The 25,900-nt window shown below is 43.9% G+C and carries 26 protein-coding genes; 8 read left to right on the plus strand and 18 right to left on the minus strand.

Translation table 11 applies throughout. The features are described from left to right. The first annotated feature begins 4 nt into the window (after positions 1-4). The gene (locus JJ941_RS05590) at positions 5-880 is read left to right on the plus strand and encodes a DUF58 domain-containing protein (RefSeq protein ID WP_290962688.1); all 876 of its coding nucleotides are present in this window, start codon (positions 5-7) and stop codon (positions 878-880) included. Here JJ941_RS05590 and JJ941_RS05595 read toward each other — a convergent pair whose 3' ends face one another. After that, positions 881-2,176: a peptidoglycan DD-metalloendopeptidase family protein gene (locus tag JJ941_RS05595; protein WP_290962690.1), complete on the minus strand. Its 1,296-nt coding sequence runs from the start codon at positions 2,174-2,176 to the stop codon at positions 881-883. A 243-nt stretch (positions 2,177-2,419) separates the two neighbouring features. Here JJ941_RS05595 and JJ941_RS05600 point away from each other — a divergent pair, with 243 nt between their 5' ends. From JJ941_RS05600 to JJ941_RS05615, 4 genes are all read left to right on the plus strand, one after another. After that, on the plus strand, positions 2,420-3,328 hold the full coding sequence (locus JJ941_RS05600) for a hypothetical protein (RefSeq protein WP_290962692.1): 909 nt from the start codon (positions 2,420-2,422) through the stop codon (positions 3,326-3,328). Beyond that, complete coding sequence (locus JJ941_RS05605) at positions 3,328-4,323, plus strand: VWA domain-containing protein (RefSeq protein ID WP_290962694.1); 996 nt, start codon at positions 3,328-3,330, stop codon at positions 4,321-4,323. The genes JJ941_RS05600 and JJ941_RS05605 overlap by 1 nt, the downstream gene beginning before the upstream one ends. Positions 4,324-4,436: 113 nt before the next feature. Further along, the gene (mfd, locus tag JJ941_RS05610) at positions 4,437-7,781 is read left to right on the plus strand and encodes a transcription-repair coupling factor (RefSeq protein ID WP_290962695.1); all 3,345 of its coding nucleotides are present in this window, start codon (positions 4,437-4,439) and stop codon (positions 7,779-7,781) included. After that, positions 7,774-8,700, plus strand: a complete 927-nt coding sequence (locus JJ941_RS05615) for an L-threonylcarbamoyladenylate synthase (RefSeq protein ID WP_255135770.1) — start codon at positions 7,774-7,776, stop codon at positions 8,698-8,700. The genes mfd and JJ941_RS05615 overlap by 8 nt, the downstream gene beginning before the upstream one ends. Here JJ941_RS05615 and JJ941_RS05620 read toward each other — a convergent pair. Then, positions 8,697-9,779: a M42 family metallopeptidase gene (locus JJ941_RS05620; protein WP_290962698.1), complete on the minus strand. Its 1,083-nt coding sequence runs from the start codon at positions 9,777-9,779 to the stop codon at positions 8,697-8,699. The genes JJ941_RS05615 and JJ941_RS05620 overlap by 4 nt on opposite strands. Before the next feature lie 125 nt (positions 9,780-9,904). Here JJ941_RS05620 and JJ941_RS05625 point away from each other — a divergent pair, with 125 nt between their 5' ends. Next, entirely contained in the window at positions 9,905-10,339 is a 435-nt protein-coding gene (locus tag JJ941_RS05625) for a thioesterase family protein (protein ID WP_290962700.1), read from the plus strand. Between the two features lie 118 nt (positions 10,340-10,457). Then, a complete protein-coding gene (locus tag JJ941_RS05630; RefSeq protein WP_255135773.1) occupies positions 10,458-11,708 on the plus strand; it encodes an HD domain-containing protein in 1,251 nt (416 codons plus the stop codon). On the opposite strand, the gene JJ941_RS05635 is transcribed toward JJ941_RS05630, so the two are convergent. From JJ941_RS05635 to pfkA, 16 genes are all read right to left on the minus strand, one after another. Continuing rightward, positions 11,705-12,181, minus strand: coding sequence for a response regulator (locus JJ941_RS05635; protein ID WP_290962703.1), 477 nt, complete (start codon positions 12,179-12,181; stop codon positions 11,705-11,707). The genes JJ941_RS05630 and JJ941_RS05635 overlap by 4 nt on opposite strands. Positions 12,182-12,248: 67 nt before the next feature. Beyond that, complete coding sequence (locus JJ941_RS05640; RefSeq protein ID WP_290962705.1) at positions 12,249-12,716, minus strand: dihydrofolate reductase; 468 nt, start codon at positions 12,714-12,716, stop codon at positions 12,249-12,251. Next, positions 12,713-13,561: a thymidylate synthase gene (locus tag JJ941_RS05645; RefSeq protein WP_290962707.1), complete on the minus strand. Its 849-nt coding sequence runs from the start codon at positions 13,559-13,561 to the stop codon at positions 12,713-12,715. The genes JJ941_RS05640 and JJ941_RS05645 overlap by 4 nt, the downstream gene beginning before the upstream one ends. A 16-nt stretch (positions 13,562-13,577) precedes the next feature. Beyond that, on the minus strand, positions 13,578-14,960 hold the full coding sequence (gene mgtE / locus JJ941_RS05650) for a magnesium transporter (protein WP_290962709.1): 1,383 nt from the start codon (positions 14,958-14,960) through the stop codon (positions 13,578-13,580). Between the two features lie 113 nt (positions 14,961-15,073). Continuing rightward, positions 15,074-15,820: a ribonuclease III gene (rnc, locus tag JJ941_RS05655; protein WP_290962711.1), complete on the minus strand. Its 747-nt coding sequence runs from the start codon at positions 15,818-15,820 to the stop codon at positions 15,074-15,076. Between the two features lie 6 nt (positions 15,821-15,826). Then, the gene (fabF, locus tag JJ941_RS05660) at positions 15,827-17,071 is read right to left on the minus strand and encodes a beta-ketoacyl-ACP synthase II (protein ID WP_290962713.1); all 1,245 of its coding nucleotides are present in this window, start codon (positions 17,069-17,071) and stop codon (positions 15,827-15,829) included. Between the two features lie 37 nt (positions 17,072-17,108). Further along, complete coding sequence (locus JJ941_RS05665; protein ID WP_255135780.1) at positions 17,109-17,348, minus strand: acyl carrier protein; 240 nt, start codon at positions 17,346-17,348, stop codon at positions 17,109-17,111. Positions 17,349-17,447: 99 nt separating this feature from the next. After that, positions 17,448-18,197, minus strand: a complete 750-nt coding sequence (fabG, locus tag JJ941_RS05670; protein ID WP_290962716.1) for a 3-oxoacyl-[acyl-carrier-protein] reductase — start codon at positions 18,195-18,197, stop codon at positions 17,448-17,450. 9 nt (positions 18,198-18,206) lie between these two features. Next, complete coding sequence (fabD, locus tag JJ941_RS05675; RefSeq protein ID WP_290962717.1) at positions 18,207-19,094, minus strand: ACP S-malonyltransferase; 888 nt, start codon at positions 19,092-19,094, stop codon at positions 18,207-18,209. A 1-nt stretch (position 19,095) separates the two neighbouring features. Continuing rightward, the gene (locus JJ941_RS05680; RefSeq protein ID WP_290962718.1) at positions 19,096-20,088 is read right to left on the minus strand and encodes a beta-ketoacyl-ACP synthase III; all 993 of its coding nucleotides are present in this window, start codon (positions 20,086-20,088) and stop codon (positions 19,096-19,098) included. Between the two features lie 13 nt (positions 20,089-20,101). Further along, positions 20,102-21,085 carry a phosphate acyltransferase PlsX gene (plsX, locus tag JJ941_RS05685; protein ID WP_290962719.1) on the minus strand — a complete coding sequence of 328 codons (984 nt, stop codon included), beginning with the start codon at positions 21,083-21,085 and terminating at the stop codon, positions 20,102-20,104. An 11-nt stretch (positions 21,086-21,096) separates the two neighbouring features. Then, positions 21,097-21,276: a 50S ribosomal protein L32 gene (gene rpmF / locus JJ941_RS05690; protein ID WP_255135785.1), complete on the minus strand. Its 180-nt coding sequence runs from the start codon at positions 21,274-21,276 to the stop codon at positions 21,097-21,099. A gap of 18 nt (positions 21,277-21,294) precedes the next feature. Further along, the gene (locus JJ941_RS05695; RefSeq protein WP_255135786.1) at positions 21,295-21,798 is read right to left on the minus strand and encodes a DUF177 domain-containing protein; all 504 of its coding nucleotides are present in this window, start codon (positions 21,796-21,798) and stop codon (positions 21,295-21,297) included. A 53-nt stretch (positions 21,799-21,851) separates the two neighbouring features. Further along, positions 21,852-22,487: a deoxynucleoside kinase gene (locus tag JJ941_RS05700; RefSeq protein ID WP_290962720.1), complete on the minus strand. Its 636-nt coding sequence runs from the start codon at positions 22,485-22,487 to the stop codon at positions 21,852-21,854. A gap of 12 nt (positions 22,488-22,499) precedes the next feature. Continuing rightward, a complete protein-coding gene (locus JJ941_RS05705; protein WP_290962721.1) occupies positions 22,500-23,786 on the minus strand; it encodes a glucose-6-phosphate isomerase in 1,287 nt (428 codons plus the stop codon). A 2-nt stretch (positions 23,787-23,788) separates the two neighbouring features. Continuing rightward, a complete protein-coding gene (gene pfkA, locus JJ941_RS05710; RefSeq protein WP_290962723.1) occupies positions 23,789-24,778 on the minus strand; it encodes a 6-phosphofructokinase in 990 nt (329 codons plus the stop codon). A gap of 98 nt (positions 24,779-24,876) precedes the next feature. On the opposite strand from pfkA, the gene JJ941_RS05715 reads away from it, so the two are divergent. Next, a complete protein-coding gene (locus JJ941_RS05715) occupies positions 24,877-25,896 on the plus strand; it encodes a polyprenyl synthetase family protein (protein WP_290962726.1) in 1,020 nt (339 codons plus the stop codon). Positions 25,897-25,900: the final 4 nt, after the last annotated feature.

A 25,900-nucleotide genomic window follows, 5' to 3' on the forward strand; every position in this document is an offset into this window, starting at 1 on the left:
GCCCATGATCCCAAAGGAAATCCTCAAAAAGATTCGTAAGCTTGAAATCCAGACTAAAGGTATCGTGAATACTTTATTTGGCGGGGAATATCAGTCTGCCTTTAAAGGCCGTGGAATGGAGTTCTCGGAAGTCCGGGCTTACACCTACGGGGATGATATCCGGCAAATCGACTGGAATGTTACGGCACGTACCGGGGACCCGTTCATTAAAGTATTTGAGGAAGAGCGTGAGCAAACGCTCATGCTCTGTATAGATATCTCTCAAAGCGGAACCTTTGGAAGCCAAAGCCAAAGTAAAATGGATCTGGCCATTGAATTAGCCGCCGTGTTGGCTTTCAGTGCCATAAAAAACAGCGACAAAGTCGGTTTGGTTTTATTCAGCGACCATATCGAGAAAGTGGTTCCTCCCAAAAAAGGCCGGACGCACGTACTTCGTCTGATTCGGGAACTCTACACGACAAATCCTACCGGAACCGGCACAGACATTGCAGATGCACTCTCTTACATCAACAGGCTACTGGACCGCAGAGCTATTGTAGTATTAACCTCTGATTTTCAGGATAAGGATTTCGAAAAGCAGCTGCGCATTACCAATCAAAAACATGACCTGGTTAGCATTATTATTAACGATCATTTGGAGGATGAGCTTCCTGATGTAGGATTGGTAAAGATCAGGGATGCCGAAACCGGAGCTGAAAAAATGATTGATACCTCAAGCCGGAAAGTTCGTGAGGCTTACAAAATCCGCCGTATGGAACAGAAAGCCTACATACACGATAAGATGCTTAAAATGAAGATCGACGCCGTTGAGGTTCAAACCAACGAATCGTATGTGCAGCCCTTGATGAACTTCTTTAAGCGTCGGGGCAGCCGCTACTGATCAAGGTGCGGTAAATGAAGCTACCGTTGACTCCCCTGCCTCATCAATTTGGCTGAGCTGAAATTTCAGGTCTTCGATATGATTGAAAAATTGCTCCATTTGAGCACCCTCAATTGCTTTTGAAGGTGGCAGCTTAACTTTAAGCGGGTTTACAGGCTGGCCGTTTTTATAAATGCGGTAATCTAAATGCACGCCCGTTACCCTTCCGGTTTTTCCGACAAATCCTATTACCTGCCCTTGTTTTACTCGTTGTCCTGCACGTATTCCTTTAGCAAAACCATTCAAGTGTAAATATGCGGTTGTGTAGGTTCCGTTATGGCGGATTTTGACAATATTACCATTAGCCCCTCGATACTGGGCTTCAACCACTTCTCCATCCCCAACAGAAAGCACGGGTGTACCAAGCGGTGCTGCATAATCAACCCCATAATGAGGCATTCTCCTCTTAAGAACGGGATGGAAACGACTGTGTGAGAAGTTTGAACTTACTCTTTGTGAATACTTGAATGGTGCTTTCATCAGGGCTTTTTGTACGCCGTTTCCTTCACTGTCGTAGTAGCCGGCCCGGTCGTCCGTTTCAAAAAAGAACGCATCGAAGGTTTCATTTTTATTGGTAAACTCTGCCGCCAGGATTTTTCCAATTCCAAATGGTTCACCATCTACAAATTCTTCTTCATAAATCACCTTGAAACTGTCACCCGGGTATAAACGGAAGAAATCTATCTGCCAGGCAAAAATCTCGCTTAATCGGTATCCAAGAAGAGCACTTACATCCTGATCAACCAGCGTTTCATATAAAGAAGATTCAATGACACCGCTCGCCTCAGCAATACGGGTGGTAACCTCTTTTTGGCCGGTTTTCACCGCTATCTCATTTCCCCACTCAAATACAACATAGTCGAGCGCATTGGTATGTAATATCAGTCGTTGGGCGTCTTTAGATTCCTTATCAAGATAGGTGATGTACTTCTGCCCGGGCTTTATTCTGTTGCTTTGAAAGACGCCCTTCGACTTTTGATTGATCTCATATATTGTTTGAGGTGAAACATCTAAATCCCTTAGAATCAGGTATAAACTCTCATTCCGCTTTACCCGGCCTTCCTCAACTTCAAGGTTGATGCGGTTGAACCCATATGGATCAAGCTGCACCCCTTCCGAAATCTCGACCATATTATCCGGTGAAATTACCAGCTCAGGCAATTCTGCATTTTTGTTTGAATAGAGTGTCAGGGAAAGTGTCGCAATCAGACAAAACACACCAATTCCCAAACCCAACTTCATACCACTATTAACCATGTATCAACTGTAGATTAAATATTTCGGAAAATAATAAGGATTAATACCCTACTTTCATAAAAATGAGATGCACCTTACTTTTGCAAAATATTTACAACTCATTGTTATATTTTCAGGCTGTTAAGTTCAATTAAGATATTATTTTCAATTTTAATGAAAATCACCCTGTTGAGGCTCCGCGCTTTACGACTATCCTTTTTGTTGGTTACATGTTTATGCTCGGCGCAGGTTTTCGCTCAAAGTGTGAATACCCGGGTCACTGCCGATTCCCTTACCATCGGTGAAGTATTTGAATACTCCATTGCCATTCAATTTGACCGGGAGTACCAAAACGTCCAGTACCCGGACACAAATTCCTTCCCTTCCTCTCTTGAGCTATTAGGCCGGCAACAATTTCGTACATCTGATTTTTCAGACAGCCTGGTTTATACACTACAGTACTTTAATAATGAGGATGTGCAAATTTCTTCGATGCCCATTACCCTTTACGGGACGAATGACTCTTCCACGGTGTTTACTGATCCGGTTTCCCTCTATTTTAAAACGGTAGTAGCTGCAGGAGATACTACCTTAAAGCCCATGAAACCTAATTTTGCTTTTCCTCGTCCATGGTGGCCATGGGTACTGGCGGGCTTAGCTCTTGCCGGATTTTTGCTCTGGTGGTTTAAATTCAGAGATCAGGAGAAAACAGAAAGCGTTGATCCTGAACCTCAGATTGAGCCATTTTACAATCCACTGGAAGAATTGGAAAAGCAATTGCTGGTAATCAAGAATGAATCAAAAGTGGCTGATACCAAGAACTTCAAACTCTTTTACAGTGAAGTGGGTGATGCCATCCGTGCCTATTTTGAAGATTTGTACAACATACCTGCCCTTGAGTGTACTTCCAGTGAGTTACTGCGCTACCTGGATGCCTATGGTGTAGATGATACCCTCACCGAGAAAACCCGGCTTATTTTGAGAAAAGCGGATCTGGTAAAATTCGCTAAATACACCCCAACTCTTGAAGATGCCTGGCAGACCTATGATAACGCCCTTGAATTCCTTGAGCGGGCAAAACTGGCTGATTCAGCGCGCATTGGAAGGCTTAAAGCAAAATACAATCAGCAATTCATGATCACACCAACCCAAAAAGATCAGGGTGAAGACTGATGGAATTTGCGAACCCTCAATGGTTTTGGGCGTTACTGGTTCTGCCGGTTATCATTGGGTTGTACCTGTATCGGTACTTTGCCCATAAACAGGCTACCCTCTCCTTTTCATCGCTTGAACTGCTGGAGGATTTACCCGGAAACTGGAAATCACACCTCCATTGGGTTCAGGCATTCTTCCTTTGGGCAGGAATCGGCTTTTTGATTATTGCGCTTGCGCGACCTCAGGAACGGCTGACCACCGTTGAACGCAATGCCGAAGGAATTGATATCGTGCTCGTATTGGATATGTCCACCTCAATGCGGGCTGAAGATTTAAAACCCAACCGCTTTGAAGCGGCCCGGAATGTGGCCAAGAGCTTTGTTGACAAGCGTAATTCTGACCGAATCGGGCTGGTTACTTTTGCCATGAAAAGTTTCACTGTAGTTCCACCTACTCTCGATTACCGATTGCTCAAAAGCTTACTCGATGATCTGGAAATGGGCGTTATTGAGGACGGCACGGCCATTGGGATGGGAATTGCTACCGCTATAAACCGGTTGAAAGAAAGTGAAGCTGAAAGTAAGGTTATCATCTTACTTACTGATGGCCAGAATAATGCCGGTGAGATTGATCCTGTTACCGCAGCCGATCTGGCTGTGACGTACGGCATTAAGATATACACTATTGGTGCCGGAACCCGGGGAACAGCTCCTTATCCTATTCAGGACCCGATTTTCGGACGAAGATATCAAAACATTCAGGTGAATATTGACGAGGAGATGCTTACACAGGTGGCAAACTTAACAGATGGCAAATACTTTCGGGCAACCGATTCTGAACAGCTTGAAAACATTTATGCTGAAATTGACGAGCTCGAAAAATCAGAGGTGGAAGAACTCATCTATACCGATTATGAAGATTTATACGCCCGTTACCTGGGGCTTTCCCTTGGATTTCTGTTTCTCAGCTTCCTGCTCAGCAAAACCATTTTAAACGGGATTGAAAACTCCTGAACGTTTTATCGGTTACTTCCCTTTCCATGAATCCAAATATTCTATTTCGATTGCCAATCGGGCCGGAATCAGCGTATCTTTAATCACAAATTTTCAGGCACCAAAAGCTATTCATGAGTATATCTTCAATTAAAGGTCAACTTCAGAAAAACGGGATTTTTGATCGTGTATATGAGGAGATTTCCAATCAGAAAAAACTCACCCTTAAGAAAAGCATTGGTGCACTCAACAGCTTTTTACTAAATGCACTTTCTTCCCGAAAAAAGAATGTGTTGGTGATTTCCGAAACAGATGAAGGAGCCCGGTTTCTTAAAGCCGACCTGGATGTAATCAGTAATGAAAACCCGGTCATCTTATTCCCCTCCTCCAATAAGAAACCATATGACCGACAACAACTTAAAGACACCAGCTTATTAGTTCAGCGGTCTGAGGCCCTTCAAGCTATTTCTGATCATGAGTCGAAGGTTGTTATTACTTCGGTGGAAGCTATCGGAGAGAAAATCGCTCCGCCCTCCACCTTAAATGAAGTTAGTCTGGTACTGGAAAAAGGTCAGGAAGTGGACCTGGAAAAGTTTAGGGAGCAGCTTGTGGATCAGGGATATAGCCCCGTTAAGTTTGTGGACGAGCCCGGTGAGTTTGCCGTTCGCGGAGGTATCCTGGATGTATTTCCCTATTCCGGAGAATATCCTTTGCGGCTTGAGTTCTTTGGGGATGAATTGGATACCATTCGTGAATTTGATGCCGATTCTCAGCGATCGATTGCTTTTCTGAATCAGGCTCGCATCATACCGGATCTTACCAACCTCCCGGAAACAGAGAAATCAAGCTTTCTCTCCTATTTCGATGAAGAAACACTGCTGGTTACCTCTAACAAGGACTTGATTGTATCAGAGATTGGGAAAAACTACGAAACGGCCGTTGAAGCTTTTGACGAACATGAAGCCGATGATGATTTATCGCTTCCTGAGGAGCTTTATCTTTCAGAAGATGTATTTGAGGGTGAATTGGGTAAATTTACCCATCAGCTGTTTGTAGCTAATGTTGGCGCATCAGAAAAAGCGGACAAAACCCTTACGCTGGAAACCAAGCCCCAGCCTGACTTTCACGGTAATTTTAAACTATTACGTGAGAATATCACTAAGAACTCTTCAAATGGTCTGAATACCATTATTCTTTGTGATAACGAAGGCCAAAGAGTCCGTTTTGAAGAACTTCTTGGAGAGGCCAGCCAGGAGTTTAAATATCTGCTGGTGGTAGAAACGCTTCACGAGGGTTTTATCTATGAACCCGCTAAATTAGCCGTTTATACGGATCACCAGATCTTTAACCGATACCATCGCCCAAAAACCAAGAGAAGACGCTTCCATGGCGGAATTTCCTTTAAAGAACTGAAGGATTTGAGTCTCGGTGACTTCGTGGTCCATGTAGATTATGGAATCGGCAAGTTTATGGGGTTCAAAAAGATCAACGTAAAAAATACGGAACAGGAAGTTGTAGTTCTTCAATACAAGGATGATTCCACCCTTTACGTAAACGTAACCAGCCTTCATAAACTGCAAAAATACTCCGGCAAAGAAGGAACTGCTCCCCGTATTACCAAACTGGGTTCGGGTGCCTGGGCTCGCAAAAAAGCGCAGACCAAGAAGAAAGTTAAAGACATTGCCCGCGAGCTTATCCAATTGTACGCCAAGAGAAAAGCGGAAACAGCTCACGACTTTTCACCGGATAATGAATGGCAAACAGAACTTGAAGCCAATTTTGAATTTGAGGAAACTCCGGATCAGTACGATGCCATTGAAGCCGTTAAGAATGATATGGAAAGTAAGCATCCAATGGACCGGCTTGTTTGTGGAGATGTTGGATTTGGAAAAACAGAAGTCGCCGTTCGCGCTGCCTTTAAAGCTGTACTCGATCATAAGCAGGTGGCCGTGCTTGTCCCCACTACCATCCTGGCTGAGCAGCATGCCAAAACGTTTATGCGGCGAATGGAGAAGTTTCCCGTACGGATAGAAGCCCTCTCCCGCTTCAGAACTTCCAAAGAGCAAAAGGAATCCATTAAAAAGCTCAAGAAAGGCGAACTGGATATTGTGATTGGCACACACCGATTACTGTCGAAAGATGTTGAATTTAAAGACCTGGGACTCATCATTGTGGATGAAGAGCAACGGTTCGGGGTTTCAGCTAAAGAAAAACTCAAAAACTTCCGGGCCTCTGTGGATGTCCTCACCCTTACCGCCACGCCCATCCCCAGAACACTGCAATTCTCACTGATGGGTGCTCGTGACCTCAGCGTCATCAATACCCCACCGCCAAACCGACAACCTGTTTACACAGAAATACACAGCTTTGACGAAGAGCTGATCCGGGATGCAATTTTGCAGGAAATATCCCGGGGCGGACAAGTGTTCTTCATTCATAATCGGGTCAAGAATATTGAAGAGATAGCAGAGATGGTAAGACGGCTTGCCCCCGATATAAGGGTGCGGTACGGTCATGGACAAATGACTGGCTCCCAATTAGATAAGATAATCACCGATTTCTATCAGCATAAGTTTGATGTGCTGGTTTCCACCAACATTGTGGAGAATGGAATTGACATTGCCAATGCAAATACCATCATCATCAACCAGGCCAATAATTTCGGATTGGCTGAGCTTCACCAGTTACGGGGAAGAGTCGGGCGATCGAACCGAAAAGCCTTCTGTTATCTTATAACCAACCCCATCCAAACCCTAAGTACGGAAGCCAGGAAACGACTTTTAGCCCTGGAAGAGTTTTCTGATCTCGGATCCGGTTTCAATATTGCCATGCGTGATCTTGATATCCGCGGAGCGGGTGATATATTGGGGGCCGAACAAAGTGGCTTTATTAACGACATCGGCTTTGATCTGTACACCAAGATTCTGAATGATGCCGTCAAAGAGCTAAAACAGTCCGAATTCAGTGATATGTTCGATGATGTGGAAATTGAAGTTGAATTACCTGAAACTACAGTAGAATTTGATGAAACCGCCCTCCTGCCTCAAAATTACGTGTCGGACAATGTTGAGCGCCTGAATCTGTACCGCAAACTCTCGCAGGCTAATACCGAGAAAGAGATTGAAGAATGGAAAGATGAAATTGTTGACCGCTTTGGTCCTGCCCCCAAAGAAGCCAAATATCTTATCCTGGCAAGCAAAATTCGGTTATTTGCCTCCCGGAACTTCTTCACAAAAGTTACTATCCGGGCTGATCGTATGTGGCTGGTTTGTCCAAAACAGGAAACAGAAATGGGAGCAAACTTCTTTGATTCCGGTAAATTTCAGGATATTCTTGAGAAACTGGAAGTTACCAAGAAAGACAAGTTTCAAGTGGTTCAAAAGAAAGATACTGTACGCTTCGTAGTACAGGATATCCCAGACATTGAATCCGCATATGAATACCTTAAAGAATTGGCTATGAGTGAGTTGCATGCCTGACCTTAGTACATATATAGATCTTATTAAACAAGGTAATGTCGTAGCATTTCCAACCGAAACGGTGTACGGTCTTGGAGCGGATGCCTGGAATCCCACGGCCATCCAGAAGATATTTTCCATTAAAGGCCGTCCTTCTGACAACCCGTTGATTGTTCATGTTTCTGAGGAAGAGCAAGTGCATGAATTTTCTGATCAAATTCCGGATTCAGCACATGTTTTGATCGAAGAGTTCTGGCCCGGACCTCTTTCCCTGGTGTTACCCAAAAAGCCTGAAGTTTTGGATGCCGTCACCGCCGGTTTGGATACCGTAGCCATTCGAATGCCTGATCACGACATTGCGCTGGAATTTATTTCCGAAACCGGGCCGTTGGTCGCACCCAGTGCGAATAAATCTGGCAGACCCAGCCCTACTAAAGCAGAGCACGTGAAGGCTGATTTTGGAGATGATTTTCCGGTTATCGATGGAAAAGCAACGAAAGTAGGGTTGGAATCAACGGTTCTGGATTTGACGGGCGATCAGCCTGAAATCCTTCGTCCGGGAAGCATCAGCCGCAAACAGATTGAAGACGTATTGGGTTTTACTGTCCATGAATCCTTCTTTGCGCATATGGAACGACCTAAGAGTCCGGGACAGAAGTATTCCCATTATAAACCAAAGGCAGAGGTACGCTGGCTGGAAGTTCTGGAAAAAACTGATGATCCAGAGTGCCTCTATCTGCTTTTAAGCTCTGATGTTTACGATTCGGTCAACATCATCGATTTCAACAACGATTTAGACCGCTTAGCCCGGCAGATATACGACCGATTCCGTCAGGCTGATATTGAAGGATACTCGGCAGTAGCCATTGAGAACTTTCAGGATATGGATCATCCTATTATACCGGCTCTGTTAAATAGAGTACAGAAAGCTATCGGTTAGTCTTCAAAAACCCCAAACGTTTGATCTGGGCGCATCGAGAGTACAGCTTTGACCATCACGTCAACTAAAGCATCCACGTCCTTCATAGAGCAAATTTCGACCGGAGAATGCATATATCTGAGCGGTAACGAAATCAATGCGCTTGGAATACCGGTCTGCTGGTAGAAAATACTGTCTGTATCCGTTCCGGTTCTCACGCTGGTAGCCTCATGCTGTATGTCGATATCGTTCTTCTCACAAACATCTTCCAGGAATTCAACCACTTTTGGGTGATTAGCTCCACCATGCTGAATAGTTGGTCCCTTGCCCAATTCTACTGTTCCATGTTCTTTCTGATCTATTCCAGGTGTATCCGTTGCGTGAGTTACATCGGTCACTAAAGCCACATCCGGCATAAAACGGTAACTCATCATCCGTGCTCCGAATCCTCCTACCTCCTCTTGTATGGAGTTCAGGGCAATTACATTCACTTTAAGATCTTTCTTCTGCTTACTGATTTTCCGCATGGCTTCAGCAATGATGTACCCGCCAATACGATTATCCAGTGCACGAGCAGTCAAGCGATCATCGCTTAAAAATTCTGTGTCGGATGCATAGGTAATTGGATCTCCGATTTGCACCAGCTCAAGCGCCTCTTCTTTGGAAGAAACTCCAATATCCACATAAATATCTTTCCAGGCGGGCTGCTTACCTCCGCCGTTTTTATTGTCCTGCAGATGAATGGCTGTATTTCCTGTAACGCCAACTACCCGTCCTCTTTTATTGTGAATAAATACTTTCTTAGCACGCGCAATGGTCGAATCACTTCCACCCAATTTGTTCACATAAACATAGCCCTGATCGGTGATATGCTGCACCACCATGCCGATTTCGTCACAATGGGCTTCCAGCATAACGGTAGCTACATCCCCACTCATATTGATTTTACCGGCTGCTGAACCGTATGCATCCGTCACCACCTCATCTGCAAACTGTTCCACATACTCCTTCCAGACTTTTACCCCTTCTTTTTCATATCCGGTTGGGCTTGGTGTGATGAGTAGTTCTTCTAAAAAATCGCGTTCATTCTGCTTGGCCATTCGTGTACTGAATTTGGTTTAAATTTAGTCGGGTTGAATATAATAAATATAGCTTCCAGAATAAGCCTTTTAGCATTTGTCATTTCGCCTGATCACCCGCATCTTCAGAACAAAAAAAAGCACCCATGTTTAGACCTGAATATAACCCTGACACTTTTTATCACTGGACCGAAATCCCTGTTCGTTTTCGGGACCTGGATCCACTGAATCATGTAAATAATGCCCTGTTTAACACTTATCTGGAGGAAGCCCGGATACAGTTTTTGGGTGAAGTTGGGCAGATGCAAAATGAATTCACAGAAGGCAAAACCTTTGTACTGGTGAAGATTACCATAGAATACCTCAAACAGATTACTTTTCCCTCCACCTTACTGGTTGGCACAGGCGTGGGTGAAGTAGGAAACTCCAGTATTGAAGCGGTTCAGGGAATCTACGATAAGAAATCGAAAGACCTGATGGGGGTAGCGAAATCAACCGGTGTTTGGTATGATATCAATAAAAAGCGCCCTACCCGCCTCCCGGAAATTGAAAATTTAGACGATATGGTTGTTGGGGAGTGATAAAGTGATGAAGTAATAAGAACTTTAGAAACCTCGCTGTCTCACCATATCACTTCATCACTCTTTACCTCATTTCTACATATCTTCAACGGCTCAAACATAATTCTCCTTAAAGCACATGGATAAAAGCACACGGTATAAAATTTTCAATGATCCGATTCATGGGTTTATCACCGTTCCAAAAGGTCCGATTCTTAGACTCATCGACCACCCTTATGTGCAGCGATTGAGGAGAATCCGTCAGCTGGGGCTTGGTTACCTTGTTTTCCCGGCCGCCGAACATTCCCGGTTTTCACATGCTTTAGGCGCCCTTGAGTTAGGTCAGCGCGTGCTAAACAACCTTCGTGAAAAGGATACCACCATTAGTCAGCCCGAATACGAAGGGACATTGATGGCGATTTTACTTCACGATGTAGGCCACGGCCCCCTTTCTCACACTCTGGAGCATACTTTGATAAAGGACTTCAACCATGAGATGATGAGCTTGTCCATCATGAAAGAGCTCAATAAGGAGTTTCATGGAGCGCTGGACACCGCCATCGATATTTTCACCAATCAGCACAAGAAGAAGTTTCTGCATCAGTTGATTTCTTCCCAGCTCGATTTAGATCGCCTCGACTACCTGAGAAGGGACAGTTTTTTTACCGGTGTTTCCGAAGGTACGGTGGGGATTAACCGGATTTTGAAGACCATGCGGGTTTTCAAAGGGAACATTGTGATTGAAAAGAAAGGAATATATGCCGTTGAGAATTACATTATCGCCCGCCGTTTGATGTACATGCAGGTGTACCAACACAAAACTGTTTTAAGTGCAGATTTTTTACTTCGAAGCATATTTAAGCGGGTACATCATCTAATTGCTGACGGAAAGGAACTGGATTTTGCCTCACCGGCCCTTCAGTATTTCCTGACCGAACAGCCTTCAGCCAAGAAAACAATCACTAAACAAATGATTGACCGTTACGCTGAAATGGATGACCACGATGTGTACTTAAGTATAAAAATCTGGAAGAAATGCGGAGATAAAATTCTGTCGAATCTCTGCCACCGGTTTCTAAATCGGGATTTATTCCGAACCACCTTTCTGGATAAGAAACCCACCAAAGCCCAGCTGAATGAAATCACCCAGAAAACTCAAAAAGCGCTAAAAAGACTTCGGTTGCCTACAGATGAAACAGCTGTGGAACATTATCTGGGTTTTGAAAACAGCTATTCAGAAGCCTACAAATATAAGAATGAGAGCATCTGGATTTTGGAGGACGAGAAGGCTATTGAGTTCTCTAAAGCTGCAGAAACAAAAAATATTATAGCTTTAACAGAACCCGTTGTAAAACACTACTGCGTGCACCTAAAAGATATCAGCATTTAAGAAGCCGATTTTTTAACGGGTAGGAATTGGGAGAGTTTGTCAAACAGATCTTCTTCATTAAAAGGTTTTTTCAGGTATTCCGAAAATCCTTGATTCATTAAGTCTGATCTCGATTCCTTATGTTCCCCGGAAGTAAAAGCGATGATAGGGATGCTGTTTACTTTATTACCCCGGTTTAACTTTCTGATTTTTCTCATAGCTTCTACACCGCCCATCACAGGCATACAAATATCCATTAGAATTACATCGGGCTTTTGTCCCTCAAAGTGTAGCAGCGCTTCTACCCCGTTTTCGGCTTCTTGTGTCTCGAAATTATTTCGCTCGAGTATAATCCTGGCCAGGCTTCTGTTAAACTTAAGATCATCTACGATCAAAGCCTTCAGTGCCTTCGTATCTTTTTTTGTTGGATTATGTTTTATAGCCCGGCTCATTCTATAATTTATAAGATGATTTCCGCCATTCACGTAACTCATCAAAATTATTAAAAGAGACTTCGGATTACAGGTTAATCTTTCTTAATTAATACTTGTAAATCGGGTATCAGACACGCTTATAGGTTACGTAGCTAAGCTCGTCATGATCCTCTCTCGATTCTTCCTTCCAGGTTGTTCCTATTTCATCTCTGTATTCAGGAAAATAGGTATCTCCTTCATATTCCTGATGGATTTCAGTAATGATGAGCTTGTCGGCTATATCTATGGTTTGCCTGTATAATACGCCTCCACCGATGATGAAAACTTCCTCCTCGTTAGACGATTTTAATGCATCTTCGAGAGAGGAATAAGTATCAACGTTCTTGTAATTTTGGGTTGTGGAGAGTACAATATTCTTTCGTTCAGGAAGCGGAATTTCATTTAACTCCTCAAAAACACCCCGGCCCATTATGATAGTTTTACCTATGGTGGTTCTTTTGAAATGCTTTAAATCTTCCGGATATCGCCAGGGCAGCCCCCCTTCTTTACCGATTACAAGGTTGGGATCATGCGCTGCAACAAGAGTGATGGTCATACTGCAACCTCAAATTTAATAACCGGATCGGGATCATAGTTCTCCAGTGTGAAATCATCAAAAGTGAGTTCATCTACCGGTTTGTTGGCTATTTTCAAGGTTGGAAGTGGTTTAGGCTTTCGGGTGAGCTGCTCCTTCAAACCATCAACGTGATTTACGTAGATATGAGCGTCCACTATGGAGTGCGCGAAGGTTCCCGGTTCAAGCCCCACTTCCTGAGCAATGGCCAGCGTTAAGGCAGAATAGCATGCCAGGTTAAACGGAATACCCAGTGCAATGTCTCCTGAGCGTTGCGTTAAATGGCAGTTTAACTTACCGTCAGCCACATTGAAAATATACATGAGGTGGCAAGGTGGAAGACCCATTTCATCCAGTAAACCCGGGTGCCAGGCACTAACCACAATCCTTCTGCTGTTCGGATTATTCTTCAGCATATCAATAGCTCGCTGAACCTGGTCAAACTCTTTACGAACCCAAACTTCTTTATCAAGGGCTGAGCCATTTCCTTCAAACCGAACGGATTCTTTTTCAAAATATGGAAACCTTCGCCAGAGCACTGGATAAATCGGGCCAACATGTCCGTCTTCATCTGCCCAGGCGTCCCAGATATGACAGTCGTTTTCATCCCGTAACCAGCGGATGTGATCCTCTCCCCTCAGGTACCAGAGCATTTCTAAAATCACCGATCTGAAATATACTTTCTTGGTGGTAAGCAAAGGAAAACCTTCCGATAAATCTACTTTATAAAATTCAGCAAAATTTGAAATCGTGTCGGTGCCGGTCCGGTTTTCTTTCCTGACCCCATTTTCAAGTACGCTTTTTACAAGATCGTGGTATGCTTTCATCGAAGTATGTTGGGCTTTAAAGTAAGGTTCCGCTTAAAAGTACAATTGCTATGGTAAAATAAATAATGATTCCGCTCACATCTACTATGGTTGCAACAAAAGGAGCTGAAGATACGGCCGGATCCAAATTCATTTTTGAGAGGAAGAAAGGAAGCATTGCCCCGGTAAAATTCCCGAACAAAACGATGGAAAAAAGGCTCAAGCCAATCACTCCTGCTGTAAGGAATACAGTTTTGGAAAGCTCAGCTCCTCCAAGTAAATCCCAGCCAATTAATGTGAAAAAGCCTAACAGACCTATCAATCCTCCCAGCATGAGACCGGAAGTAAATTCACGTCTGAATACTTTCTTCCAGTCTTCCGGTTTAAGGTCGTCGGTGGCAAGGGCTCGTATTACCAATGTAGCTGCCTGAGAGCCGGAGTTACCCCCACTGGAGATAATCAGCGGTACAAAGAACGACAAAGCTACTACTTTCTGGAGCACTTCTTCATATCCACCCATAGCGATGGCTGTTAAAATCTGTCCGACAAAAAGCACAATCAGCCACCAAAGCCGTTTTTTAACAATATCGAAAATGGAGGATTGAGAATAATAGTCATCCAGAGCATCCATACCAGCCATTTTCTGCATATCCTCGGTAGTCTCTTCCTCGGCCACGTCAATCACGTCATCTGCAGTCACGATGCCTACAAGCACCCCATCCGAATCAACAACCGGCAAAGCTACGCGGTCATATTTGGATAGCATTTTAACGGCCTCTTCCTGATCATCATAAACAGACAGAGCTTCAAAAGAGCGGTCCATCAACACATCAATCTGGTCTTCCTGATTAGCCAGGATCAGATGGGTAATCCGAAGATCATCAATCAGGTGCTCTTTGTCATCAACCACGTAAATTACGTTGATGGTTTCTGCAGTTTCCCCATACTTGCGGATGTGGGCCATGCTACGCTCTATCGACCAATCCGATTTCACCCGAACATAGCGTGGAGTCATCAATCGGCCAACGCTTTCTTCAGGATATCCCAACAGTTTCTTAAGCTGTTTCTGGTCTTCCCGGTTGATGGAGTTCATCACCCGCTGTGTCAGGTGGCCGGGAAGCTCTTCTAAGATCGAAACCTGCTCATCCGGTTCCAGGTTTATCATCACGTCGCTAAGCTGCTGTTTGCTGAACAGCTCCAGTAGCTCCACTCCTTTAGAAGAAGGGAGTTCCGCAAAAACATCGGCTGCCACCGGTTTCTTCAATAGCCGGAAAACAACCACGGCAATATCACCCGGTAATTCAAGTAACAGATCGGCGATATCAACGGCGGGCACATCGTTCAAAACCTCTTTTAAGGCAACCCAATCTTTGGAAGCGATAAGCTCTTCGAATTCCGGTTTAATGAGTTGAACAAACATGGATTTTCCTTTTGAATGGGCCTGTGGTGGACGGGCTAAGAATCGGGGTTAATCCATCAAAAAACAAGTTTTGTGACGCTTATTTCTCTACAATTACCTGAGAAAACAGGTAATCAGTCTTTGATACTCTTTAGTGCTTCACGGGCTGCTTTTTGCTCGGCCTTTTTCTTGCTTTTCCCAACACCGGTTCCCAGTTGTTCCTCTCCTATCAACACTTTTACCTCGAAGGTACGATTGTGCCCCGGCCCGCTTTCATTGATTAGCTCATACCTGGGAATGGGCATTTTTTCAGCCTGCGCATATTCAAGCAAGGCACTTTTATAATTGTCCAGCGTATTTATGAGTTCTTTTATAATCAGGTTTTCTTCAATCACCTTATCCACAAAATCATAAGCATGCTGATAACCTTTTGTGATGTAAATGGCAGCAATGATGGATTCAAAAGCGTCTGCCAAAATACTCTTAGCAACCTTTGTACTCCCGTTTCTCTCTCCCAACTCCATTAAATCTTCTATGCCCAGCTTCTTGGAGAAATCGGACAGTGTTTCTCCCCTTACCAGTTTGGCCCGGACTTTTGTGAGAAATCCTTCGTCTTTCTCAGGGTATTGATTGAACAAAATTTCTGCGGCAATCAGATCCAGGACGGCATCTCCTAAAAATTCGAGGCGTTCGTAAGAGTCGTAGGTTTCGTACTGCTCCTGGGAAAGCGTGGAGCGGTGACGCAGAGCCTTTAGAAAAAGAGAAGGATCGTCGATTTGGAAACCAACGATCCTTTCTAATTTCTCAATTCTGCTTTTAAGTTCAGGGCTAAGATCTGATTTCTTCTTCTTTGTAAAAAGAGACCTGAACCAATCGGGCATGAATGCTTAGTCCTTGTACTTTTTAAATACGAGGGTTGAATTATGGCCGCCAAAACCGAATGCATTGTTAAGTGCGTATTCAACATCGCGTACCACCGCTTCATTAGCGGTGTAGTTCAGATCACATTCCGGATCCTGATTTTCGATGTTAACGGTTGGAGGCACCATACCGTGATATATAGCCAGCAGTGATGCGATAGATTCAATAGCACCTGCTGCTCCCAAAGTATGACCATGCATACTCTTGGTAGAGTTCAGGTTGATTTTCTTCGCATGATCGCCAAAAACCTTTTTAATGGTATTGGTTTCAGCTATATCACCTAACGGTGTGGATGTACCGTGCATGTTGATGTGATCTACATCTTCCGGCTTAATGCCCGCTGCCTTCATGGCTTTGGTCATCGCCAGAATCACTCCATTTCCATCCGGATCGGGAGCGGTGATGTGATATGCATCGGCAGAAAAGCCATACCCTTTGATTTCACCGTAAATACGGGCACCACGATCGAGAGCAGATTCCAGGCTTTCAAGAATGAAAATACCTGCACCTTCACCCAATACAAATCCATCACGATCTTTATCGAATGGACGTGATGCTGTTTCCGGAGAATCGTTTCGGGTTGACATTGCCTTCATGCTGTTGAAACCGGAAATCCCGATTTTGGTTATCGGAGCTTCAGTTCCACCGGCAACGGCATAGTCTGCCTGTCCGTACCGAATGGTATCGTAGGCAAGCCCGATGTTATGAGAACCCGTAGCGCAAGCAGAAACCGCGCAGTAATTAGGACCTCTGAATCCATATCGTATGGAAATCTGGCCCGATACGATATCGGGAATAAGCATGGGTATAAAGAATGGGGAAACCCCTCTTGGCCCGTGCTCATGAAATGATATCGATTGCTCATAGAATGTTTCCATGCCACCAATACCGGTTCCCACCAATACAGCAACCTCGTCCTTATTTATCTTTTCCAGATCAAGCTTACTGTCTTCGAGCGCTTCTCCGGAAGCGATAAGGGCATATTGTGCCACTTTATCTAACCGCCGGGCTTCTTTACGATCGAAATAATTGGAGTAATCGTAGTCCTCAATCTGAGCAGCAAATTTTGTGGCGAAGTCGGTTGTGTCAAAATGTTCGACAGGCCGGACTCCGTTTTTACCTGAAACTAAACCGTTCCAGAAGTCCGGTGCACTTTTCCCGATTGGGGTGAAGGCACCGATACCTGTTACTACAACTCTGCGAGTGCTCATAGGAATGTGTTATTAAATGTAGTACGTATTAAACTAATTAAGACAGTTTTCCTGAAAGATAACTTACAGCATCACCTACAGTGGCGATGTTTTCGGCGTCTTCGTCAGGAATACTGAGATCGAATTCCTTTTCGAACTCCATGATCAATTCTACTGTATCCAGAGAATCGGCTCCGAGATCGTTAGTGAAGTTTGCATCACCTGCAACTTCTGATTCGTCTACACCAAGTTTATCTACAATGATAGCTTTTACTTTTGATTCTACGTCTTGTGACATATTGTGTCCTTTTCAGTGATTAGTTGGTAATTATAATTTTTATAAAATAAGTGTTTTCAACTTAAAAATTCAGTCTGGTATCTGCAATTCATAACCGCATTACATTGCCATGCCGCCATCAACCCGAATTACTTCTCCGGTAATGTACGAACTCATATCCGAGGCAAGGAATACAACGGCATCTGCTACTTCATCGGCTTCTCCTGCTCTTCCAAGAGGAGTTTCCGCTTTGATACCTTCCAATACTTTCTCGTCAAGCTCACCGGTCATGTCGGTCAGAATATATCCCGGAGCAATTACATTTGCACGAATATTTCTGGACGAAAGTTCTTTGGCATATGATTTGGTGAACCCAATAATACCGGCTTTAGAGGCTGCGTAATTACTTTGGCCTGCGTTGCCGGTAATACCCACGACGGAGCTGATATTTATGATAGATCCGCCTCGATTTCTCATCATGGGTTTAGCGGCCGCTTTAGAATAATTGAAAATACTTTTCAGGTTCGTGGTGATCACATCATCCCATTGCTCTTCGCTCATGCGAAGGATAAGATTGTCTTTAGTGATGCCGGCGTTGTTTACAATCACATCCAGCTTTTCCCAGTCATTTACAATCTCATTGATTACTTCTTCTGCACGCTCATAATTAACTGCATCGGCCTGGAGTGCTTTTGCTTTGCGCCCTTTTGCTTCAATCTCGGCCTTTACTTCTTCTGCGGCGTCAGCCGAGCGGGCATAAGTGATGGCAACATCGGCGCCAAAATCAGCCAGCTTAAGCGCAATAGCTCTTCCTATACCCCGGCTGCCTCCGGTTACCAAACACGTTTTTCCTTCAAGTGTTAAACTCATAGTCTGTTCTTATTGATGTCCTGAAATTTCTACGTCTTTCAATGTTCTTTTAACCAAGCCCTGAAGCACTTTACCGGGACCAACTTCCACAAAGGCATTCGCTCCATCCGAGCTCATGTTGTTCAAGGTTTGCGTCCAGCGTACCGGATTCAATAACTGATTTAACAAATTTGATCTGATCTCTTCAGGATCAGTGGTCGCCTCGGCGGTGTAGTTACTGTAAATCGGGCAGTTTGTTTCGCTGATGTCCAATTTCTGCAGTTGATCTTTTAAACCATCGTAAGCCGGCTGCATTAAAGAGGAATGAAACGCTCCACTTACCGGAAGTAATTTTGCCATTCGGGCTCCATTCTCTTTGGCAAGCTCAACAGCTTTCTCTACCGCTTCCTGATATCCGGAAATCACAAGCTGACCCGGACAGTTATAATTAGCTGCGATAACTTCTTTGCCGGTTTCTTCAGTAGCCTGAGCACAAACTTTTTCTACAGCCTCATCCTCCATTCCAATAACAGCAGCCATGGTTCCGGGATTATCCGTACCGGCTTTCTGCATCAATTCACCCCGGCGGCGAACAATTTTTAGCGCATCTTTAAAAGAAACAGCCCCAGATGCTACCAGAGCTGAGAATTCACCCAGGCTGTGCCCTGCAACCATATCAGGTGTGGCACCTAGTGTTTTAAATAACGCCACGGAGTGCAGGAATATGGCGGGTTGTGTAAACTCTGTTTGGGTAAGTTTCTCCTGTGGACCTTCAAACATAATGGTCTTCAGGTCGATGCCTAAAATTTCATTGGCATCATCAAAATACTTTGCGGCATGAGGGTTTGAGTCGTATAACTCTTTCCCCATTCCTACAAATTGAGAGCCCTGTCCGGGAAATAAATAGGCTGTACTCATCTTACTTAATCCCCCATGTTAAATAAATGGCGCCCCACGTAAAGCCGCCACCAAAGGCAGCCAATATGATGTTGTCGCCGTGATTCAATTTATCTTTCCAATCATATAAACAAAGCGGAATGGTTGCCGCCGTGGTATTTCCATACTTATTAATATTGATCATCACTTTCTCGTTAGAAAGTCCCATTCGGCGGGCAGTTGCATCAATAATTCTCAAATTAGCCTGATGTGGAACCAGCCATGCTACATCCTCCGGCTCCAGATTATTCCGCTCCATAATTTCGAGTGACACATCGGCCATTCCCATCGTTGCTTTTTTGAAAACTGCGCGGCCATCCTGCTGTAGGTAGTGCATTTTATTTTTAACAGTTTCTTCAGAAGCAGGATTTCTGCTTCCTCCGGCCGGCTGATACAGGCTGCATTCCGAATCGCCTTCCGTGTAATGCTTCTGATCTATGATGCCGGTACCGTCTTCTGATTCTTCCAATAATACCGCTCCGGCTCCATCACCAAATAAAATACATGTGGTTCTGTCGGTCATATCCAGGATGGAACTCATCTTATCGGTACCGATTACCAAAACTTTTTTAGCCCGGCCAGACTCGATATACATAGTACCGGTGCTCAGCGCATAAAGAAATCCCGAGCATGCGGCCGAAAGATCAAAAGCAAAAGCATTTTTAGCACCTATCATACCTTGTACCAGGCATGCTGTAGCCGGGAACATATAATCCGGTGTAACAGTGGCAAGAATAATAAGGTCAATTTCTTCAGCAGAAATGCCACGATTTTTCAGGGCTTCTTTTGCAGCTTCTGCTCCCATAAAAGCCGTTGCTTTATCAGGGTCTTTAAGAATTCGCCGCTTCTCGATTCCTGTGCGTGTTCTGATCCATTCATCATTGGTATCTACCAGTTTCTCAAGATCTTTGTTTGTCATTCGATCTTCAGGCAGATAATGTCCTACCGATGTAATTTTAGCTCGTTTTACTTCCATGAAGAGATTTAGCTCAGTTTAGAGATGCTACGATTTTGCCGTTCACATCGTTTTCTACTGTTTGAACAGCACTTTTTATCATATTTTTGATCGCAAGAGGTGAGCTTCCGCCGTGTCCGACAATGCTCACTCCGTTTACGCCTAAGAAAGGAATACCGCCTACGTTTTCATAATTAAAAGAGGACAAAGCGGTGTGTAATACTTTTTGAATCTGTCCCACTTCCTCTTTGGAAAGCCCCATTTCCTTAACGGCACCGCCAATCATTTGCTGAACTATTTCAGGAATGGATTCTCCGAATTTGAGTACGATATTGCCCACCAAGCCATCACATAAAAATACATCAGCTTTACCGGGAAGAATGTCTTTACCTTCCACGTTGCCAACAAAATTGTCATGGTTTTTTAATTCGGCGTGAATTTCTTTGAGGAGATCGGTCCCCTTTCCTTCTTCTTCTCCTACATTAAGGAGACCAACTTTGGGATTGTCAATGTTCAGAATCTGCTGGCAGTAGATTTGCCCCATTTTGGCAAACTGCACGGCGGCTTCCGGTTTAATTTCCAGATTGGCTCCTGCATCAACCAGCAGTCTAAATCCTTTTATTGTTGGGAAATAAGAAGCAATAGTTGGTCGCAATACTCCTTTTAGTTTACCTAAGCCAAACATGGATGCTGCCAATAAAGCCCCGGTATTCCCGGCACTTACAAAAGCATCGCACTTGCCGGCTTTATGCAGGCCTACCCCAACTACTATAGATGATTGTTGTTTAGTTTTTACAGCCTGTGCCGGAGATTCTTCCATCCCAATAACCTGGGGAGCGTCATGAACAAGAACCCGCTTGGTATCAAAATCATGATTTGCGAGTTCTTTATTTACTTGATCTTCAGGGCCAACCAGAAGCACAGTGAGTTCACTGTTTTCTTCCACCGCCTGAAGAGCTCCTTCTACAGGATTTTTTGGGTAATAATCTCCACCGGCTGCATCTACTGCAACAATCATATATCAGTTTTTTAGTTAGCTGCTTTCATTACCTGGCGGCCACGGTAGTAACCACATTCTGCGCATGCATGGTGGTAACGATGGAGAGCACCGCAGTTAGAACATTTGGATAATGTTACGTCAGAAATTGCGTGATGTGCACGACGCTTGTTCTTACGGGCATTCGATGTTCTTCGTTTTGGATGTGCCATTAAATTTACCTTGTATCGTTAATCTTTTAATTCTTTCAATTTTTCCCACCGTGGATCGATTTTTTCTTCATCATCTTCAGGAATATCACCGAATTGCTCATTCAGTACTTCCTTGGGATTTCCGTCCTCGTCCAGAAAGCGGGGATGTAATTTCTTTGTTGGGAGATTAAGCAAAATGGTATCTCTAACATCCTGCTCTAAATCAATTTGCTTACTTGCGTGATCGTAATTTCTTACTGCACCGTTTTCATCAGCTGATTCTTCAACCTCTTCAGCCTTAAAAAGGACCTCATAATCCTGCTGCACTTCGTAATCAAAGGCATCAAGGGAGCGGTCGCATACCAGTTCAACGTTCGCATCAATTGAAAACTGAGTGCGAACAAACTGCATGGTGCGATAGAAATCAATATGTAAAGAACCGCCTTTAAAAGTGACGTCTCCCAAATCAAGTTCCTCAGAACTTAATTGAAGAGTTTTTTCACTTTGTTCTTCAGGTATCTCAAAGATCTTAAACTTAAGCATAGAACTTCTCCTCAATAGCTACCTAAAATAAGCATTATACATTTGTGGTTCAATCAATTAAATAAGCCAAACATTCGCTGGTCTATTAAATCAATTACCCTGCCTAAATCCTCTTCATTATTCACAAAATCGAGGTCATCGGTGTCAATAATGAGTTTTTCATGGGGATAACGGCCGATCCAGTCCTCATACAGGTTGTTCAGCCTTTCCAGGTACTCAATGCGAATGGTGTTCTCATAGTCTCTTCCCCGCTGCTGAATTTGCTTCACCAAAGTGGGAACCTGTGCACGCAAATAAATGAGCAGATCCGGCGGACGAAGGTAATAGCTCATTTCATTAAAAAGTGCTTCGTAGTTGGCAAAATCACGGTCACTCATCAGGTTCATGTTGTGAAGGTTCTTCGCAAAAATCTCCACGTCTTCATAAATGGTTCTGTCCTGAATTAAGTTCACATCGTCGTTCAGCATCTCTTTTTGATGGCGAAAACGGCTGGAGAGAAAATAGATCTGGAGGTTAAAACTCCATCGGCGCATGTCCTCATAAAAATCCTGCAAATACGGATTGTCATCAACCGATTCGTAGAATGCCTCCCAGTTAAAATGTTTTGCCAGTAATCCTGTTAACGATGATTTCCCGGCACCGATATTCCCGGCTACCGCTACATATTTTGATTTATTTTCCTGATCCATAGATTGATTTAATTATTTACCAAGTAGTCGATACATGGCTTTTTTATAGTCTTCCACTCCGGGTTGATTGAATGGATTGACCTCTAAACTATACACAAAAATACCGGTTAATAGCTCGAAGAAATAAATCAGCTGCCCGATGTTCTCTTCGTTTAAAGCAGGTAACGAAACCCTCACTATCGGAACGTCCCCTTCGCTGTGAGCTTCGGTTGTTCCTTCCCGAGCTTTGGTATTAATTTCATGGAATGATTTCCCGGCCAGATAATTCAGCTCATCATCATTTCCTTCAAGCTTGTTCACCTGCAATTTTGAGAATGGCTTTTCTACGATTATAAAGGTCTCCATCAGGCTTCGCTGACCCTGCTGTATAAACTGACCAATACTGTGCAAATCCGTAGAAAAAGTGGCCACCGTTGGAAAGATACCTTTGCCCTCCTTCCCTTCACTTTCACCAAGCAACTGCTGAATCCAACCGCCAAGAGAAGTCAGCTCCGGCTCAAAAGTTGCAAATACATCAATGGTTTTACCGGATTCATGAATGGCATTACGGAGAGCCGCATATTCCAGCAGATCTTCTGCGTTTTCTTCGTACGAATTGTAAGCTGAAACGGCCCCGTAAAAAAGAGTACGGATATCAATACCTGCCACGGCAATTGGAAGCAGACCAACCGGTGTCAACACCGAGTACCTTCCGCCAACATTGTCAGGAATAATAAATTTACGATATCCTTTTTGTTCAATCAGTTTATTAAGAAGTCCACCTTCTTTACTGGTTGTACAGATAATATGCTCGGAAGCATCTTCGCCGTACATTTCCTCCAGAAGTTCTCTGATCATCCTGAATGCCAGAGCCGTTTCAAGCGTGGACCCGGATTTCGAAATTACATTCACATAAATACGCTTCGGCTCGCCATTCTTCTTAGGCTGCTTCAGGTAATTCAGGAGCTGTTCCTGATACTTCCCTCCAATATGATGGCCGGCATACAGTATCTCAGGTCCATTGCTGCCAAAATGAGGAGAAAGTGCATCGATCACGGCTTTGGCTCCTAAATAGGAACCGCCAATTCCACATACTATAAAGACATCAGCTTTAGCCCGAATCTCTTCTCCAAGAGATCCGATCTTTTCAAGTTCGGCATCGTTTGGATCGGCCAGTAAATCTCGCCAACCCAGCCATTCGGAGCCGGGACCCGTTTTATTCTTTAAATGATCAAGTGCAGTATCTGCCTTTTTGCGGGCTTTGAGATACTCATCATCTTGAATGAATTTTCGGGCAATACTTATGTCACAGTTGATCATGGTTACCTTAGAATTTTTGCTAATTCAATTAATGAATGGTCTAACTCTTTCTTTTTGGATATGGCGACACGCATTGGGGTGAGTTTCAGAGAATTATTGACCACACCAACCATAACTTCACTGTGACCTTCAATTAATACTTTCACAGCGGCCGCTCCAAGCCTGCTGGCCAATACGCGATCCCGTGCTGTTGGCGCACCGCCTCGCTGAATGTGACCTAAGATACAAACCCGCATATCGTACTGGGAGAAATCATCTTTTATTTTTTCAGCCAGTTTAATGGCTCCTCCGGTTTCGTCTCCTTCCGCAACAACTATCAGGCTGCTTCGGCGCTGTTCTTTCAGCATGTTGTTCAGCTGACGTTTAACCTCTTCCACATTCGTGAGTTCTTCCGGCAAAAGGGCAATTTCAGCACCACTGGCAATACTGGTTTCAAGTGCAATAAAGCCGGTATCGCGGCCCATTACTTCTACCAAAAACATACGCTCGTGAGCATCAGCTGTGTCGCGGATTTTATCAATGGCTTCAAGGGCTGTGTTTAGAGCGGAGTCGTAACCAATGGTTTCATCCGTACCAATAATGTCGTTGTCGATGGTAGCAGGAACACCGACTACATTAACCCCATGCTCTTTACTGAGTAAATTTGCTCCGGTGAAAGTACCGTCTCCGCCAATGGCTACAAGTGCATCGATATTATATTTTTTCAGATTATCAGCTGCTTTCTTCCTTCCTTCTTCGGTTCGGAATTCCTCAGAACGCGCTGATTTCAAAATGGTACCGCCGCGCTGTATAATATTCGACACCGAGTGCGTATCCATTTCAACAAATTCATCGTGAATTAAACCGTAATATCCATGTTTTACTCCATATACATTAATTTCTGATTGTGCTGAAGCTCTGACCACAGCCCGTACGGCTGCGTTCATTCCGGGAGAGTCTCCTCCACTTGTCAAAACTGCAATAGTTTTGACTTTAACTAAATCTTCTGACATAAATTTTCAATGAGAGTGAGTGATTGAGAGTAAATAATTGTTTCGTATTATGAGTAAATTATTACACCGACAAGTTTAAGAAAATTTCAACACAATTGATGATCGATAACCAAGAGTTAGAGCAGATAAATTCGGAGACCGTTACCCGCAAGACCTTAAAGGAAATTACCGCCCCTGTTTCTGAAAACTTGTCGGAATTCAGGAGTTTTTTTAAGGAGACCATTCAATCGGATGTATTTCTGTTAGATCAAATCATCAACTACCTGTTACGGCAGAAAGGCAAGGAGCTTCGACCTACCCTTGTGTTCATGAGCGCCAACCTGTTCGGTGAAATAAATCAAAGAAGTTACATCGCTGCTACAATGATTGAGCTGCTCCACACGGCCACCCTCATTCATGATGATGTGGTGGACGAGGCAAATTCGCGGCGAGGATTTGTCAGCATCAATAAAATATGGAAGAACAAAGCCGGGGTATTATTAGGTGATTATTTACTATCGAAAGGATTACTGATTGCTCTCGAAAATAAAGAGCATAACCTGTTGGAGGTTCAGTCGCGAGCGGTTCAGAAAATGAGTGAAGGAGAATTACGACAGCTCAAAACAGCCGGGCTGTTTAACATGACTGAAGAACGCTACTTCCAGATTATCTCCGAAAAAACTGCCAGCCTTATTTCTACCTGTTGCGAATGCGGTGCTGTTTCGGTTACCGATGACGAAGAGATTCACAAGAAAATGCGTGAAATCGGGATGTGTATTGGTATCGCCTTCCAGATCAGGGACGACCTTTTTGATTATGGAGTTTACGATGTAGGTAAGCCGACCCGAAACGATATTCAGGAACGAAAGGTAACTCTTCCCCTTATAAAAGCTTTTGAGCATGCTTCAAAGAAAGATGCAGCCCATATCCGGGCCTTGATGAAGAAAAGGAAGAAATCATCGAAGAATGTTGAGGACATCGTCGATTTTGTTCACTCCAACGGTGGAATGGAATATGCCAAGCAGAGCATGTATGATTACGCGAATGAAGCTATTGAAGGCTTAAAAACGGTTCCGGATTCCTCTGCCAAACAAGACTTTGCTGATTTGATTCATTTTGTAATTACCCGGAAAAAGTAGTTTG

It is taken from the genome of Gracilimonas sp., assembly GCF_017641085.1.
In the GTDB taxonomy this organism is placed as follows: domain Bacteria; phylum Bacteroidota; class Rhodothermia; order Balneolales; family Balneolaceae; genus Gracilimonas.

Coding starts and splice junctions, on each gene's coding strand:
- JJ941_RS05700 (WP_290962720.1), bottom strand. CDS start 22,487: ATGGATCAGGAAAATAAATCAAAATATGTAGCGGTAGCCGGGAATATC.
- JJ941_RS05635 (WP_290962703.1), bottom strand. CDS start 12,181: ATGAGTTACGTGAATGGCGGAAATCATCTTATAAATTATAGAATGAGC.
- plsX (WP_290962719.1), bottom strand. CDS start 21,085: ATGATTGTTGCAGTAGATGCAGCCGGTGGAGATTATTACCCAAAAAAT.
- pfkA (WP_290962723.1), bottom strand. CDS start 24,778: ATGTCAGAAGATTTAGTTAAAGTCAAAACTATTGCAGTTTTGACAAGT.
- JJ941_RS05625 (WP_290962700.1), top strand. CDS start 9,905: ATGTTTAGACCTGAATATAACCCTGACACTTTTTATCACTGGACCGAA.
- JJ941_RS05630 (WP_255135773.1), top strand. CDS start 10,458: ATGGATAAAAGCACACGGTATAAAATTTTCAATGATCCGATTCATGGG.
- JJ941_RS05620 (WP_290962698.1), bottom strand. CDS start 9,779: ATGGCCAAGCAGAATGAACGCGATTTTTTAGAAGAACTACTCATCACA.
- JJ941_RS05680 (WP_290962718.1), bottom strand. CDS start 20,088: ATGGAAGTAAAACGAGCTAAAATTACATCGGTAGGACATTATCTGCCT.
- fabG (WP_290962716.1), bottom strand. CDS start 18,197: ATGAGTTTAACACTTGAAGGAAAAACGTGTTTGGTAACCGGAGGCAGC.
- JJ941_RS05605 (WP_290962694.1), top strand. CDS start 3,328: ATGGAATTTGCGAACCCTCAATGGTTTTGGGCGTTACTGGTTCTGCCG.
- mgtE (WP_290962709.1), bottom strand. CDS start 14,960: ATGTTTGTTCAACTCATTAAACCGGAATTCGAAGAGCTTATCGCTTCC.
- JJ941_RS05645 (WP_290962707.1), bottom strand. CDS start 13,561: ATGAAAGCATACCACGATCTTGTAAAAAGCGTACTTGAAAATGGGGTC.
- fabD (WP_290962717.1), bottom strand. CDS start 19,094: ATGAGTACAGCCTATTTATTTCCCGGACAGGGCTCTCAATTTGTAGGA.
- JJ941_RS05705 (WP_290962721.1), bottom strand. CDS start 23,786: ATGATCAACTGTGACATAAGTATTGCCCGAAAATTCATTCAAGATGAT.
- JJ941_RS05595 (WP_290962690.1), bottom strand. CDS start 2,176: ATGGTTAATAGTGGTATGAAGTTGGGTTTGGGAATTGGTGTGTTTTGT.
- JJ941_RS05615 (WP_255135770.1), top strand. CDS start 7,774: ATGCCTGACCTTAGTACATATATAGATCTTATTAAACAAGGTAATGTC.
- JJ941_RS05640 (WP_290962705.1), bottom strand. CDS start 12,716: ATGACCATCACTCTTGTTGCAGCGCATGATCCCAACCTTGTAATCGGT.
- JJ941_RS05590 (WP_290962688.1), top strand. CDS start 5: ATGATCCCAAAGGAAATCCTCAAAAAGATTCGTAAGCTTGAAATCCAG.
- rpmF (WP_255135785.1), bottom strand. CDS start 21,276: ATGGCACATCCAAAACGAAGAACATCGAATGCCCGTAAGAACAAGCGT.
- fabF (WP_290962713.1), bottom strand. CDS start 17,071: ATGAGCACTCGCAGAGTTGTAGTAACAGGTATCGGTGCCTTCACCCCA.
- mfd (WP_290962695.1), top strand. CDS start 4,437: ATGAGTATATCTTCAATTAAAGGTCAACTTCAGAAAAACGGGATTTTT.
- JJ941_RS05665 (WP_255135780.1), bottom strand. CDS start 17,348: ATGTCACAAGACGTAGAATCAAAAGTAAAAGCTATCATTGTAGATAAA.
- rnc (WP_290962711.1), bottom strand. CDS start 15,820: ATGCCCGATTGGTTCAGGTCTCTTTTTACAAAGAAGAAGAAATCAGAT.
- JJ941_RS05695 (WP_255135786.1), bottom strand. CDS start 21,798: ATGCTTAAGTTTAAGATCTTTGAGATACCTGAAGAACAAAGTGAAAAA.
- JJ941_RS05715 (WP_290962726.1), top strand. CDS start 24,877: ATGATCGATAACCAAGAGTTAGAGCAGATAAATTCGGAGACCGTTACC.